The 14,536-nt window shown below is 67.9% G+C and carries 11 protein-coding genes; 1 reads left to right on the top strand and 10 read right to left on the bottom strand.

Annotated features, from left to right (window positions below):
- Positions 1-324: 324 nt before the first annotated feature.
- The 10 genes from FG385_RS26325 to FG385_RS26280 form a co-directional block, all read right to left on the bottom strand.
- Positions 325-2,061 carry an acyl-CoA dehydrogenase family protein gene (locus FG385_RS26325; protein ID WP_139099479.1) on the bottom strand — a complete coding sequence of 579 codons (1,737 nt, stop codon included), beginning with the start codon at positions 2,059-2,061 and terminating at the stop codon, positions 325-327.
- On the bottom strand, positions 2,058-4,112 hold the full coding sequence (locus FG385_RS26320; protein ID WP_139099478.1) for a beta-ketoacyl synthase N-terminal-like domain-containing protein: 2,055 nt from the start codon (positions 4,110-4,112) through the stop codon (positions 2,058-2,060). Before FG385_RS26320 ends, FG385_RS26325 begins: the two co-directional genes overlap by 4 nt.
- Positions 4,113-4,138: 26 nt before the next feature.
- On the bottom strand, positions 4,139-4,903 hold the full coding sequence (locus FG385_RS26315; RefSeq protein ID WP_037364621.1) for an SDR family NAD(P)-dependent oxidoreductase: 765 nt from the start codon (positions 4,901-4,903) through the stop codon (positions 4,139-4,141).
- A gap of 21 nt (positions 4,904-4,924) precedes the next feature.
- Complete coding sequence (locus FG385_RS26310; protein WP_106965007.1) at positions 4,925-6,157, bottom strand: beta-ketoacyl-[acyl-carrier-protein] synthase family protein; 1,233 nt, start codon at positions 6,155-6,157, stop codon at positions 4,925-4,927.
- Between the two features lie 4 nt (positions 6,158-6,161).
- Positions 6,162-6,398: an acyl carrier protein gene (locus tag FG385_RS26305; RefSeq protein WP_037364620.1), complete on the bottom strand. Its 237-nt coding sequence runs from the start codon at positions 6,396-6,398 to the stop codon at positions 6,162-6,164.
- Between the two features lie 477 nt (positions 6,399-6,875).
- Positions 6,876-7,769 (bottom strand): hydroxymethylglutaryl-CoA lyase, encoded by an 894-nt coding sequence (locus tag FG385_RS26300; RefSeq protein ID WP_037364618.1) that lies wholly within the window; start codon positions 7,767-7,769, stop codon positions 6,876-6,878.
- Positions 7,766-8,380 carry an isochorismatase family protein gene (locus tag FG385_RS26295; protein WP_037364921.1) on the bottom strand — a complete coding sequence of 205 codons (615 nt, stop codon included), beginning with the start codon at positions 8,378-8,380 and terminating at the stop codon, positions 7,766-7,768. Before FG385_RS26295 ends, FG385_RS26300 begins: the two co-directional genes overlap by 4 nt.
- 5 nt (positions 8,381-8,385) lie before the next feature.
- The gene (locus FG385_RS26290; protein WP_037364616.1) at positions 8,386-10,257 is read right to left on the bottom strand and encodes a hydantoinase B/oxoprolinase family protein; all 1,872 of its coding nucleotides are present in this window, start codon (positions 10,255-10,257) and stop codon (positions 8,386-8,388) included.
- 2 nt (positions 10,258-10,259) lie between these two features.
- Entirely contained in the window at positions 10,260-12,350 is a 2,091-nt protein-coding gene (locus tag FG385_RS26285; protein WP_037364614.1) for a hydantoinase/oxoprolinase family protein, read from the bottom strand.
- Between the two features lie 10 nt (positions 12,351-12,360).
- Positions 12,361-13,548, bottom strand: coding sequence for a CaiB/BaiF CoA transferase family protein (locus FG385_RS26280; protein ID WP_235022802.1), 1,188 nt, complete (start codon positions 13,546-13,548; stop codon positions 12,361-12,363).
- Between the two features lie 165 nt (positions 13,549-13,713).
- Here FG385_RS26280 and FG385_RS26275 point away from each other — a divergent pair, with 165 nt between their 5' ends.
- The gene (locus FG385_RS26275) at positions 13,714-14,409 is read left to right on the top strand and encodes a GntR family transcriptional regulator (protein ID WP_139099476.1); all 696 of its coding nucleotides are present in this window, start codon (positions 13,714-13,716) and stop codon (positions 14,407-14,409) included.
- The last annotated feature ends 127 nt before the right edge of the window (positions 14,410-14,536 follow it).

Raw genomic sequence — 14,536 nt, 5'->3', positions numbered from 1 at the left:
AGCTTGCCGCTGCTGCCGACTTCGTAGCCGTGGGGGCGGTACCCGCCTACAGACCCATGGAGGAGCTCGACCTGTCAGACATCCCAGCTCCTGGGATGTCTAATGGGAGCTACCGGCACCGAGTCTGCCCTACTGGCTGGCCCGGTAGCTCCCATTAGGTGAGGAGGTCGAGACTCTGGGGGCGAGGGGCGTGATCGCGTGATGGATGGGCAATGTCGATGGGTTGGTGATGGTCAGCGTTGACAGTCGGGCACCGGCTCGGGCGGTGTGACGTGACGCCCTCGGGTCGAGGGTGTCACGGGCTGGGGCCTCGGGCGGCACAGGCTATCGGACCAGTGCGGCGACGCGGTCGATGTAGTCGGTTCGTCCGATGAACCCGCCGACGCGTCCGGGGGGAACTGCGAGCCCGTCGATGAGCGCGTCGAGGTGTCGGGCGACGTCTTCGGCGGCGGCAGCGTGGGCGTTGTGTAGCACGTCGAGGTCGCCGGGGTGCAATGAGCCGTGGTTGAGGTGCCAGCCGGCCGAGTCCAGCAGGGCGTCGATTCCGTAGAGGTGTCGTGCGGAGTCGAGGACGGTGCGCCACCGGCCTTCGGAGTTCGTTGCCGCTTGATGGAATTCCTGCAGGGTGCGGCGCACGATGTGCACGCGGGCCAGGCGCTCGATGTCGTGGAGGTGATCACCTGCGTCGTCGTGGTTGATGCGGTGCCGCAGTTGGTCGGCGAGGACGCGTTCGTGGACAGAGACGAGGCGGCAGACTGAGCGCGAGTCGCCCATGCCGATGCCGGGCGCGCTGCGTGCGGGGGCGCTGGTTCCTTCGATGAGTTGTCTCCCGGCTTCCAGCAGCAGGAGCCGGGTGTCGCCACCGGCGGCGTGGAAGCTGCGGGCCATGTCCTCGTAGACGGCGATTCGGTTGGCGTGCAGGACGCCTTGGAAACCGCAGAGGCGTCTGCACGTGGCGCCAATGCCTTCGAGAGTGGTCGTGGCGGCTACCTTGGCGAGGGTGCGGTCGCGGTTGGCGGCGAGCCAGGGCGCGTAGCTGGCGTGCTCGACTTGTTGGGGCGTGCCGGTGGCTGCGGTACTGAGACGTTCGTTGATGAAGTCCCGGCGGACTTTGTCAACGTAGAAACCGGTGGCGTAGACGTGGGCGACCGCTGAGGCGAGTTGGGCACGGTGGGTGGAGAACCCGAGCGTGGGTGTGCCGGGGTAGCCGATGAGGCGTTGTGTGTTGTACCGGGCGGCTATGGCGACCGCGGCGCGGGTGGCAGAAGCAAGGGCGACTGCGGCTGAGGTAACGGCGGCGTTGACGCCGCTGAGGGACCGCGCCAGACGCTGTCCGGCCGGAAGGGGGTCGTTGACGCCGGTGCCGGTGATGGTGGCGGTGTCGGAAAGCCAGTAGCCGAAAGGGATCTCGGCGTGCTGGAAGCGGATCACTGAGTAGTCCAGCGGCACCGGAGCCCCGCCGGGAAGCACGGTGACCCGCGCTTGCGGGTGCGGGAATCGGAATGCGAAGGCGTGCACCCCGTGGTCCGTATCATCGACGATGAGCCGCGCGTTGACGACGGCCGTCCGGGCAAGTCCGGTCCAGCCGACGTTGGGCATGATCTTCAATGCGGTGTCGTCGGGGGTGTGCAAGATGAAGGAGGAGCGGTCGCGGTGGTAGCGGGCCTCGGTGCGGATATTGACCTGTGATCCGCCGCGCCCGAGTTCGGTGGCCACGATCGCGCCGGGCGCGTCCATGGTGTCGAGGTCGGCGATGAGGGGGTCGAGGTCGCCACCGGGGCGGCCGCATTCGACGAGGGCGGTGGTGGCGACCCCGTAGTGCACCATCGCGGCGTGCATCATCGCGGGGTCTATGATCCCGGCCCACTCCATTCCCGCCATGAGTCTTTCGGCGTCGCGATGTACTTCCGTAGCCGGTCCGAGTACCCGGCCGAAGGCTTGGAGGCGCTGGTAGGTGGCGTTGATCCCGGTGCGGCTGAGGTCGAATTCGGGTTTGTCGAGGAGTTCGTCGAGTTCGGCCCACACGGGCATGCGGTCACCGAAGATCGGGTTGGGTGTCATCGGGCGAGTACCTCGCTGTACCAGTAGCGGCGGAGGTTCCAGGAGCGCTGCGGGTGACGTGGTCGCGACCCGGTTCGGGTGGGTGGGGCGGCGATGATGGCGTGAGCGTTCGCGCCGGAGAGCCCGAATGAGGAGACGGCGGCGCGGCGACGGCCGTCGAACGGCCACGGCTCCACCGCGGTCGGTACGCGCAGCGCGGAGTGGTCCCAATCGATGGCTAGCGCGGGTGCGTTGTGGTGTAGCGAGGCGGGAACCCTCCCGTGTTGCAGCGCGAGGACGGCTTTGATGAACCCGGCGATCCCGGCGGCCGGTTCGAGGTGCCCGATGTTGGTCTTCACCGACCCGACGAGGCACGGGTGGGGGTTCGCTCCATACACCTCGTGCAGGGCCGTGAGTTCGACGCTGTCTCCGACGGTGGTACCGGGTCCGTGTGCTTCGATGTATCCGATCTCGCTGGGGTGGCAGCCGGCGTCAGCGAGGGCTTCGCGCATCATGCGAACCTGCCCGGGTGCGCTGGTGGTGACGATGTTGCGGCCGGATTGGCCATTGGCGTTGATGGCGGATCCTTCGATGACCGCGTGGATCGGGTCGCGGTCGCGAACCGCGTCGGGGAGTCGTTTGAGCAGGATGACCGCGATGCCTTCGGCTCGGGCGTAGCCGTCGGCGTCGGCGCTGGCGAACGCGGAACGGCCCCGTGGGGACAGGGCCTTCGCAAGGCCGTGTGACGGTCCGGCGTCGGGGTTGAGGATGAGGTGTGCCCCGGCGGCGAACGCGGCGTCCACTTCCCCGTTGCGCAGGGCCTGGCACGCGGTGTGGATCGCGGTGAGCGACGCCGAGCAGGAGGTGTCGAGCGTGATGCTCGGGCCTTGGAGGTCGAAGAAATACGACACCCTGCCGGACAGGAAGCTCTTCAGCCCTCCGCCGGACAGCGAGTAGATGTTCGGCGGCACGACGGGCACGGACAGATCCCAGTAGTCGGAATGGCTCTCGCCCACCCAGATCCCGGTGCGGGGTCCCGCGATATCGGGCGGGGCGAGCCCGGCGTCGTCGATGGCCTCCTGCACGGCCATGAGCAGCAGCCGCAACCTCGGATCGGAGCGGTGTGCCTCCCGGGCGCTGAATCCGAAGTGTTCGGCATCGAACTGGTCCACGTCGGTAACGAACCCGCCGGCCCGCATGATCGGCTCGTGGGGGTTGGTGACGCGGTCGGCAGGCACCGGCCCGACGGCGGCGCGGCCGTCGCGGAGCAGGTCCCAGAACTCGGCGGGGTTGCTGGCTCCGGGAAGGCGGCAGGCCATGCCGATCACCGCGATCGGGTCGATGTGGCGGGCAGAGGCGTGCGTATCGCGTGCGGCGATGCGGATGATCTCGTCACGCTGTTCGGTGACGGTGAAGTGTCCGGCCTCGAGCAAGTGGAGCGAGACATTGGCGTGCGTGGTTTCACGCCACCCGACGAGGTCACCCAGCTCGAACAGGGGGTCGCTGGTCCCGCTGATGACCGTGATCGGGCAGGGCAGCATGTGTCGCACGGGACGGTAGTGACCGACCGCGGTGGCATCGGCGCGGATCACGTCGACATTGGCGCGAATCGCGTCGCGGGCCGACTCGGGCGCCCCGCCAAGCCCGATGACTTCGGCGACGATGTCATCATCGGGCAGCCCGTGCAGAGACGAGAAGCGGCGCGGCGGTAGGTGTGGTGGCGGGGCCGACAGGATGAACAGCCGCTCCGGGCCGGGGGAGACGCGTTCGGCGAGGACAGTGGTGACGGCATGCGCGAGCCACGCGCCCATCGAGTGGCCGAGGAAGTAGTACCGGCCGGTGAGCCGCGGGATGACCTCGTCGGCGATCTCCTCGGCAAGCGTGCGCAAGGACCGCGCGAACGGTTCGTGGCCTCGCGGCCCTCGCCCGGGCAGGATCACCGGGAGCACGTCGATTCCCGGTATGCGCCAGACATCGAACAGTGTTACGGGCGCGCCGGAGTAGGGGAAACAGATCAGGTGCGCCGCGGCACCCGGGTTGGGGTCGTGGTGCAGCCACGGAATGGTCGGCACGGTCTGGTCCTCTCCAACGAAACAGGCTAGTACTGGGTGAAACCGCCATCGACACTGATCGCCGCACCGGAAATCGCCCCTCCCTGAGGGGACACGAGTACGGCGACGACCGCGGCGACTTCGGACGGTTCGACCATGCGGCCGAGATCGCCGGTGTAGTAGGCCGCGGCCTGGCCGAAGTCGACACCGGCGGTTTCGATGGCGCCCTGGAGTTCCCGGGGGATCATCTCGGTGTCCGTGATGCCGGGGCACACGGCGTTGGCGGTGACACCCCGCGTGGTGACCTCTTTCGCGAGGGTCTTGGTGAAGCCGATCAGAGCATGCTTGGCGGTGGTGTAGCCGACGAGCCCGGCGGCACCGGTCTTGCCCGCGATCGAGGACATGTTGACGATCCGGCCGTAGCCGCGCGGCAGCATGTGCGGCAGCACGGCGCGGCAGGCCCAGAACGCCGAGTTGACGTTGAGGGTGAACGCGCGGTCCAGTGCGTCGTCATCCACTTCGGACACTGGCCGACCGTCGTCGGTGACACCGCCGGCATTGTTGACCAGCACATCGATCCGTCGGTGTTCGTCGACGGTCTCCTCGATCAGGCTGGTGACCTGCTTGGGATCGGTGACATCGCACGGGATGTAGCGGGCCCGGCCGCCCGCCCCGAGCTCGGCGATGGCCTTGCGTCCCCGTTCGGCGGAGCGTCCGGAGATCACGACGGTACCCCCGTCGTCAAGGAACTTCTTGGCACAGGCCAGGCCAATGCCTGCGGTGCCACCGGTGACGACAGCGATCTGCCCCATATCCAGGGTTCCTTCCGTTGGTCAGGCTGCGGTGAAGGCGAGAACCGCGTTGTGTCCACCGAAGCCGAAGCTGTTGGAGATGGCGGTGTCGAACCGGCCGGTGCGAGCGTTGGACGCGACGAGGTCAAGCTCACGGGCCCGGTCACACGGAACGTCGAGATTCGCGGTTGGTGGCACCGTCTGTGCGCGCAACGCCAGCGCGGCGTACGCGGCCTCGATTGTTCCAGCCGCGCCCAGCGTGTGGCCGGTGACACCCTTGGTGGAGGTCACGACCGCGCGGGGCATGAGGTCTGCGATCACACCGGCTTCGACCGTGTCGCCGGTGGGTGTGGAGGTGGCGTGTGCGTTGACATGGTCGATCTCGTCGAGGGCGAGCCCGGCGTCGCGGCACGCGGCACGGATCGCGGCCTTGGCCCCGTGCCCGTCCGGGTGAGGAGCGGTGATGTGGTGTGCATCGGCACTGGCCCCATACCCAGCGAGGTGGGCGAACGGCCTGACACCGCGCGCGGCGGCGTCGTCGTCCCGTTCGAGCACCAGAATTCCCGCGCCTTCGGCCATGACGAACCCGTCGTGGTCGCGATCGAACGGGCGAGATGCGCAGGCAGGCGGATATTTTCGGGCTCGCGTCAGCGCGCGGAGTTTGTGGAACCCCGCCACGTGCAGCGGTGTGACGCTGGCGTCCGTTCCGCCGCAGACCACGATGTCCGCCCCGTCAGAACGCAGCAGACCGAGGCCGATGCCGATCGCGGTCGCGCCGGACGCGCAAGCCGTGGAGACGACCATGTTGGGTCCGGTCGCGCCCAACTCGATCGACAGGATTCCGGAGACCATGTTCACCAAGCTCTTCGGGAGAAAGCGGGCGTTCACCGCTTCCGGGCCCGCGGCCAGAAGCCTGGCATGGTTGTCCTCGAACGCCTGGATCCCACCGAACGCGGTGCCGACCACCACCGCGACTCGCGCTTCGTCGAGCACGGCCGCGGTGATCCGCGCGTCGTTGAGTGCGGCTCGCGCGGCGACGAGCGCGAACTGGGTGCTGCGGTCGTAGTGGCGGGACACACGGCGCCCGGTGAGCCGGTCGACGTCGAACGTGCCGGGCACGGTGCTGGCGAACCCGACAGGCGCTTCGCTGAGCGTATCGACGACACGGGCGGTGGGACGTGCGGCGCACACGGCGGCCCAGTTCGCGGCACGGCCGATGCCAGCCGGAGTGACGAGCCCGATCCCGGTGATCGAGGCGGGAGCGCGACTGGCCACGGCGCTATCCACCCACCTTCGCCGTGACGGTATCGATCACCTGCTCGACGGTGTTCTTGTTGGTCAGCTCCTCATCGGCGATCTTGATGCCGAACTTCTCCTGGAGAATGTCGACAAGTTCGATTGTCGCAACGGAATCCACGCCAAGATCGTCCAAAGTCGTCTCTGGCGCGATGTCCTCGGCGACGACCTCGAAATTTTCGCTCAGAACAACAGAAAGATAGCGGGACACGTCAGACATCGTGCGTCGTCTCCTGTGAGCGCGGGGGGATTTGCAAGATTCTTGCGGAGCGATATCAACGTTGCCATGAGGCAACTCCCGCCGGTAGCCGCTGAACGTGTGCACTAGACGTGTTCGTGTAACTACAGCCAGTCGTAGATCGACTGTGGGGGTTCAAACCAGGATCACAGCCTCGGTCCTCGTCGTTCACCCAGCTCACCAGGCCACTTGCGCGAGAAGGCCCGCAGGTGAACGGGCACCCACCGCGCAGGACGTCAACCCCCAACCCGGCCACGGGCAGCGACAGCGATCACATCCTTCCGGGAAGCTCGCCTTACCGAGGGCGACCACAGCCTTGGCCCGCGCCTGGTCTACTGGCCTGCTTCGTCTCGCCGACCAGCGCGCGTCGGCACACCCGACGCGCGTGGAGTAGCCCGGTCCGGACGGGGCATCGTGGTCTCGCTGGTGCGGGTTGCCCAGTCCCCGCGGGGGATCGTGTCAGGCCGGGAACCCACCCGCGCGCAGCAGGGCACTCGGCAGCTTCTTTTCCAGCTGTTCCTCCAGCCAGCCCGCTGTCTCGATGGTCGTCGACAGGGCGATCCCAGTCGGCAGGCCCGTTCGCTCGAGCAGGTACACCAGGTCCTCGGTGGCCACGTTGCCGGTCGCGGCGGGCGCGAACGGGCAACCGCCCGCGCCGCCGATGCTGGCGTCCAATGTGGTCACCCCGGCCTGCACCGCCGCGGCCGCGTTGGCCACACCGGTGTGCCGCGTGTCGTGCAGGTGCACCCGCAACGGCAGGTCCGGCCCGGCGATCTCCCTGGCCAGCGCTAGCCGGGTGGTGATGTCCGAAGGCACCGCGACACCGATGGTGTCGGCCAGGGCCAGTTCGTCGGGCCCCGCGTCCACCACCCGCAGCAAGACCTCGGTGAACCGCTCGACGGGCACCTCGCCCTCGAACGGGCAACCGAAGGACGCGCCGATGGTGATCGTGCTCCACACCCCGGCGGCCCGCGCGGACTCGACGAGACTCGCGGCGATGTCACAGGCTTCGGCCGTGGTCATGCCCTGGTTGCGGCCGCAGAACGTGTCGGTGGCCACCACCACGGCGTTGATCTCGTCCACCCCGGCGGCGAGTGCCCGCTCCAGGCCGCGCTGGGTCATCACCAGACCCGCGTAGGTCACGCCCTCATGTCGCGGCAGCGCGGCCATCAGCGCGTCGGCGTCGGCCATTTGCGGCACCCGCTTCGGGTTGACGAAGCTGGTCACCTCGATCCGGCGGGCCCCGCCCCGCACAGCCCGTTCGACGAGCTCGACCTTCGCCTCGGTGGACAGGATGATCGACTCGTTCTGCAGGCCGTCGCGGGGCGCGACCTCGACGATCTGAACGTTCATCGCTTCTCCGACAGGTAGGTCACGGCCTCGGTCTCGCTGACCACCTCGCCACACTTTTCCTGGATGTCGAACAGGTTGGCGTCGTTGATCTCCGGCGTACGGTCGCCGACCGACTCGCGCACGACCAGCGGGATGAACCCGTGCTGGATGGCGTCGAGCGCCGAGGCGCGGATACAGCCGCTGGTGCTGACCCCCACGATGACGACGGTATCCACTCCCTGGGCGCGCAGCATCGGCGCCAGCGGGGTGGCGAAGAAGGCGCTCGGATATTGCTTGACCAGCACCACCTCCGCACCGGCCGGAGCGACCTGGGGCATCAGCTCCCCCAGTTCCCCGCCGCCGTCGAACAAATGGCGCAGCGCGGGCACCTTGCGCACGAACACGCCGCCATCCACGCCACCAGGACCGTACGCCACCCGGGTGTGTACCACCGGTACATGGTTTTCCCGGGCGGCGGCCAGCACTCTGGCCGCCGAGTCGAGGCACTCGCTGGATGGCAGCCGCAGGGGGCTGCCCTCCACGAAGTATGACCGCATCAGGTCGATGGACACGACCGCGGGCCGCGCGCCGGCGGCTAGACGGCCGCCGAAAGCTTCGTTGATCCGCCCCATCGAGCTCACCCCGCGACCGGCGGACTCGGTGCCGGCAGGCCTGTCTCTTCCAGCGCGCGCTCCAGGATCGTCTCGATGGCCGGGCCGGTGTTGAAAGTCGGCAGCGAGGCCGGCCGGCTCGCTTGCAGCTCGGCACGCAGATGGTCGGTGGCGGCCACGTCGACCACGCCGTTCTCGTCGACGACCACGCCGTACCGGCGCGCACCCTCGGCGGTGACCAGGCCGCGGCGGACCTCCAGGGCCACCAGCTCCGGGTCGCGGGCGAGCGGGTCGCCCCAGCCGCCGCCACCCCAGGTGACGAAGTGCAGCAGGTCGCCGGGCTGGACGGGCACGTCGTGGACCTTGCTGCCGAGCACCTCCGTGGTTCCGCCGACGCGCTCGATCCACTTGCGGCTGCGGGCACCCGGGGCGCCGCCGTTGACGCCCCACGGGTAGGTCAGCCAGCGGTCGTCGTGGATGGCGATGGTGCCCGACTCGAGGAAGCGGTAGGCCACGTCTACGGCGTTGCCGCCGCGGTGCAGGCCCGCGCCGCCGGTGTCGGCGACCGTCTCCCACTTCTCGATGCGCAGCGGGTAGTAGGACTCCAGGTATTCGCACGGGATGTTGACGAACGAGGGCCACAGCGAGTGCCCGTCCGGACCGTCGCCGAGCGGACGGCCGGGGATGCCACCGAAGCCGATCGAGTACAGCTGGAACCACTCGCCCTTGCGCTCACCCTGGCTGTAGGTGCCGGAGTACATGAAGTGCGGCGAGGAGGAGAAGCCCGCCGCGTTGAGCAGGTCCGGGTTGGTCTGCCCGAGCAGGCCTCCGAACAGGTCGAACACGCGGCCGATGCCGTGGTTGCGGGCGTTGAGCGCCGCCGGGTACTTCGGCTTCCAGAACGACTCCTCCGGGATGACGACGTCGACCAGCGGGTAGAAGCCGTCATTCCACAGGATCTGCGGGTCCGCAACGGTGATCATGTAGATCCCGAAGAACATGCGGATGAGGTTCTCGTTGATGAAGTAGTTGATCGGCCCCTGCGCCTGCGGGCTGCTGCCCGAGAAGTCGAGGGTGACTTTCTCCCCGCTCCGGGTCAGGCTGAGCTTGAGCTCGTAGGGGCCGTAGCCCAGGCCGTCGTCGCAGATGTAGTCGGTGAACGAGATGGTCTCGCCATCCTTGAACACGGTCTCCAGCAGGACCTTCATCGCCCGGTAGTTGCGGTCGAGCAGCTGGTCGAGCGCGGAGTTGTAGGTGTGCACGCCGAACCGGGCGCACATCTCCTGGATCCGGCGGGCGGCGGTGCGGCAGGCCGCGACGATGCCGTTGAGGTCGGCGCGGTTCCAGTCGGGCTTGCGGACCTGGTTGAGGATGATCTTCAGGGCGTCCTGGTCCAGATTGCCCTTCTTGTACAGCTTGAAGGGCGGGATGACCACGCCCTCCTCGTAGATGGTGCGCGCGTCGGTCGGCATCGAGGCGGGTGTCTTGCCACCTACATCGGACATGTGGCCGAACATCGAGGCCCAGCCGACGATCCGGCCCTCGAAGAAGATCGGCAGCACGACCAGCCAGTCGTTGGCGTGGCTGATGGCCGCGCCGCAGGAGTACGGGTCGGAGGTGAGCAGGACGTCGCCCTCCTCGATGTCCTCCTCGAAGTTCTCCAGGAAGTCCGGAATGGACAGGCCGAACTGGCCGACGACCATCTTTCCCTCGCGGTTGGCGATGAGCGGGAACTCGTCGTGCTGCTCGCGGATACCGGGGGACAGCGCCGTGCGAAACAGCACCTCGTCCATCTCGTGCCGGGCGTTGCGCAGGCCGTTCTCGATGAGGTCGAGGGTGACTACGTCGACCTCCACGGTCTGCAGTGCTTCGGTCGCGGTCTCGATCAAACGTGCCATTGTCAGTTCTCCGAGGTGCGGTCGGCGGTCTGGTCGACCGGGCGAATGAGGAGGCTGCCGCTGGCGTGCACCGTGACCGCGTGCCCGGGCAGCACCAGGGTGGTGGAGTCCATCTCGGTGACGATCGCCGGACCGGTCACCATGTTGCCCGCACGCAGCAGCGTGCGGTCGTAGATGCCCGCCTCGACCTCGGCACCCTCGACCCAGATGGTGTTGGTGGTGTACAGCGCGTGGGACGAGTCCTTGCCGTCCTCCTCCAGTTGCGCAGTCGTGACCTCCGGCCGGGGCCCGTGCGCGGTAGCCCGGATGGTCACCAGCTCGTGCTCGTTGTCCAGCACGAACGAGAACAGCCGCTCGTGCTCGGCGTCGAACGCTCGGCGCAGGCCGTCGAGACCCGCCTCGCCCTCGTCACCGAAGGTGTCGAAGGCGATGGTGACCGGGATCTCGAAGCCCTGGCCGTGGTACCGCAGGTCGGCCTGGTAGACGACGGTCTGGTCCCTGGCGGCCACACCCTGCTCGGTGAGCGTGGCGCGGGCCTTGCCGGCCAGCTCGGTGAGCAGGTCCTTCAGGTTCTTGTCGGTCAGCTCGCCGAACCGGCGGACCAGGGTGCGCGCGGCCTCGTCGCGCAGGTTGGTGGTCGCGTCGCCGTAGGCGCAGAGGACACCGGGTGACGGCGGGATGATCACCGGCCATGAACCGGTCAGCTTGCCCAGCGCGTTGGCGTGCAGCGGGCCCGCACCACCGAAGGCGACCAGGGCGAAATCACGCGGGTCGAAGCCCTGCTGGACCGAGACCAGGCGCAGCGCACCGAACATGTTCTCGTTGACGATGTCGATGATGCCCGCCGCGGCGGCCTCCACCGAGTGCAGGCCGGTGGCGTCGGCGATCGTCTTGACCGCGGCCCGCGCGGCCCCGCGGTCGAGGGTGATCTCGCCACCGGCCAGGTCGGTGGGCAGGTAGCCGAGCATGACGTTGGCGTCGGTCACCGTCGGCTGGGTGCCGCCGTGGCCGTAGACGGCCGGGCCCGGGGAGGCACCGGCGGACTGCGGGCCGACCCGCAGCGCCTGGGTCAGCGCGGGCACGTGGGCGATCGAACCGCCACCGGCACCGACGGTCCGCACGTCCACCGAGGTAGCCCGCACGGTGAGGTCACCGACGTTGGTCTCCCGGCCGATACGCGGGGTAAGGCCCTGCACCAGCGCCACGTCGGTGGACGTACCGCCCATGTCGAAGGTGAGGAAGTCGGGAAACCCGGCCTGCTCGGCGACCCAGGTCGCACCGGTGACCCCACCGGCCGGACCGGACAGCAGCAGGTTCACCGGGTTGTCGGCGGCCACGTCGGCGGAAACCAGACCACCGTCGCTGCGCAGGATACTCAGCCTGCCGTCCACGCCGGCATCGCTCAGCTTGCGCGCGAGGTTGTCCACGTACAGGGCCACCTGCGGCTGTACCGCGGCGTTGGCCACTGTGGTGACGGTGCGCTCGTATTCCCGCAGTTCGGGCAGCACGGCGGAGGAGATCGACACCGGCACACCCGGCAGCATTTCCGCGGCCAGCGCGGCCACCCGCTGCTCGTGACCAGGGTTGGCGTAGGAGTTGATCAGGCTGATACTCAGCGCCTCGATGCCCTGCTCGCGCAGCTTGCCCAGCTTGGCGCGCACGTCGCCCTCGTCGAGCGGGGCGACCTCGCTGCCGTCGGCCGCGATGCGGCCATGAACCTCGACAGTGTCCTCCAGAGCGGCCAGCGGCTCCGGCTTCGGCCAGATGATCCAGCCCGCCAGACCGCCGGGCACGAACGAACGGGCGATCTGAAGGACCTGGCGGAAGCCCTCGGTGGTGACCAGGCCGACCCGGGCACCCTTGTCCTCCAGGATCGCGTTGGTGGCGACGGTCGTGCCGTGGAAGACCTCACGGATCTCCGACAGCGACACGTTCGCGAGTTCACAGGCCCGCTCGATACCGCGCAGGACGCCGATGGACTGGTCCTCCGGAGTGGACGAGGTCTTCGCCCGGTAGGTCTGACCGGAATCCTCGTCGATCAACAGGATGTCGGTGAACGTGCCCCCCACGTCCACGCCGAGCCGGTAGGTCACAGTCTCCTCCTCAGATGACACCGGCCGAGCGCAACGAGACAACGTCGTCGTCGCCAAGTCCCAGCAGGTCGCGATAGATCTCGTCGTTGTGCTCACCGAGTTCCGGTCCGACGTGCCGGATCCGGCCGGGACTCTCGGAGAGCTTGGGCACCACGTTGTGCATGGCGAATTCCCCGAGTTCGGGGTGAATCAGCCGGGTGATCGCCTCGCGCGCGGCGAAGTGCGGGTCGGTGAGCATGTCCTTGGCCTGGTAGATCCGGCCTGCGGGCACACCGTGCTCGTTCAGTTTGGACAGCAGATCGTCGGCGGTGTACTTGGCACTCCATCCGGCGATGAGGTTGTCCAGCTCCGCCATCGACTCGCCGCGAGCGCCGTGCGTGGCGTACCGCTTGTCGGTGGCCAGTTCCGGACGGTCCATCGCCTCGGCGAGCCGCTTGAACACTGTGTCCTGGTTGGCGGCGATGAGGATGATCTCGCCGTCGGCCGTCGGGTAGACGTTGCTGGGAGCCACGTTCGGCAGCGTGGAACCCGTACGCGCCCGCTGGTACCCGGCGATCTGATATTCCGGGATGAGCGATTCCATCATCGCCAGCACGGCCTCGTAGATGGCCGAGTCGACGACCTGGCCCCGCCCGGTGCGCGCCCGCTGGTGCAGCGCGACCAGCGTGCCGACACACGCGAAAGTGGCAGCGAGCGAGTCACCGAGCGAGATACCGGCCCGTGACGGGGGCCGGTCCGGATCACCAGTCACATACCGGATTCCCCCCATCGCCTCACCGATAGAGCCGTAGCCCGCGCGGGAGGAGTAAGGGCCGGTCTGACCGAAACCACTCACCCTGGTGATGATCAGCCTGGGGTTGAGCTCCCACAGCTTCTCCGGCGAGAGCCCCCAACGCTCCAGGGTGCCAGGGCGGAAATTCTCCACGAGGACGTCCGCGCTCTCGATCAGCCTGCGCACGATGTCCTGGCCCGCCCCGGAACGCAGGTTCGCGGTGACCGACTTCTTGTTCCTGGCCACCACCGGCCACCACAGAGACTTGCCGTACGGGCGCTCACGACCCCACTGGCGCATCGGATCGCCACCCTTCGGGTCCTCGACCTTGATCACTTCAGCGCCGAAATCCCCAAGGAGTTGGCCGCAAAACGGTCCGGCCAGCAGCTGACCGAGCTCCACGACCCGGACGTCATCCAGGGGCATCGGGTTACTCATAGATCCACCCATCCACACAGTTGCATACAATCAACTGTCATCTGTCATCAAGCGTCGACATGATTCACTGGAAGTTATGCGACTGGACGTGCGCTGTCAACGCACGATCCGAGATGTTGCATACAACTTTTCTGGTCGCTACTGTCCTTGACAATGAGCGACGCCAATCGGGACCACTCCGACACCGTGCACGCGGCGGATCACGCCTACCGGCTGATCCGCGAGGAGATCCTGTCCGGCCGACGGGCTGCGGGTGAATGGCTGCGCGAGAGTGAGATGGCCGAGTCGACCAGGGTCAGCCGTACCCCCGTCCGCGAGGCGTTCCGCAGGCTGACCGCAGAAGGGCTGGTGCGCTACGAGCGCCACCGCGGCGTGCAGGTGCAAAGCTGGAGCGAACGGGACCTGGACGAGATCTTCAGCCTGCGCTCGGTGCTGGAACCGTGGGGCTGCCGGCTCGCCGCCATCGCCGGCACAGCAGACGTGACCAAACTGAACGAAATGGCCTGCCGGATGGACGAGCTGGCCCCCGGCGGCCACCCCTCTGACGTGGACAAGCTCACCGAACTGAACAACCAGTTCCACCAAATGATCCTGAAAAGCGCCGACAACGAGCGCCTGAACAACGTGACCGCCTCGGTAATCCAGGTGCCGCTGGTCTGGCGAACGTTCGCGCGCTACACCCCGGAGGCCCTGCTGCGCAGCCTGGCCCACCACCACGAACTGGTGACCGCACTCGCCGGAGGCGACGAAAACTGGGCCGAGTCGGTCATGCGCAGCCACATCCGCGCGGCCTGGCACTCCATCCGCTCCACGGAAAAAACGACCCCGCCCACCGAATCAGCAAGCTGAACCGCACAAGCCTGACCAGACACTCACTCAGGACGCTGCGGGTCACAAATGCAGGCACTTCATCGCGGCTTGCTTACTAAGCCTCGATCCACCGACGGGTGGGGTCCGGTGGGCGTGTCGAAATAGG

This window comes from Amycolatopsis alkalitolerans (assembly GCF_006152065.1).
GTDB lineage: Bacteria > Actinomycetota > Actinomycetes > Mycobacteriales > Pseudonocardiaceae > Amycolatopsis_E > Amycolatopsis_E alkalitolerans.
The sequence above is the reverse complement of the archived record's forward strand: the minus strand, read 5'-3'. Positions and strand labels throughout refer to the sequence as shown.

Coding starts and splice junctions, on each gene's coding strand:
- FG385_RS26325 (WP_139099479.1), bottom strand. CDS start 2,061: ATGACACCCAACCCGATCTTCGGTGACCGCATGCCCGTGTGGGCCGAA.
- FG385_RS26315 (WP_037364621.1), bottom strand. CDS start 4,903: ATGGGGCAGATCGCTGTCGTCACCGGTGGCACCGCAGGCATTGGCCTG.
- FG385_RS26305 (WP_037364620.1), bottom strand. CDS start 6,398: ATGTCTGACGTGTCCCGCTATCTTTCTGTTGTTCTGAGCGAAAATTTC.
- FG385_RS26300 (WP_037364618.1), bottom strand. CDS start 7,769: ATGAACGTTCAGATCGTCGAGGTCGCGCCCCGCGACGGCCTGCAGAAC.
- FG385_RS26295 (WP_037364921.1), bottom strand. CDS start 8,380: ATGGGGCGGATCAACGAAGCTTTCGGCGGCCGTCTAGCCGCCGGCGCG.
- FG385_RS26290 (WP_037364616.1), bottom strand. CDS start 10,257: ATGGCACGTTTGATCGAGACCGCGACCGAAGCACTGCAGACCGTGGAG.
- FG385_RS26280 (WP_235022802.1), bottom strand. CDS start 13,548: ATGCCCCTGGATGACGTCCGGGTCGTGGAGCTCGGTCAGCTGCTGGCC.
- FG385_RS26275 (WP_139099476.1), top strand. CDS start 13,714: ATGAGCGACGCCAATCGGGACCACTCCGACACCGTGCACGCGGCGGAT.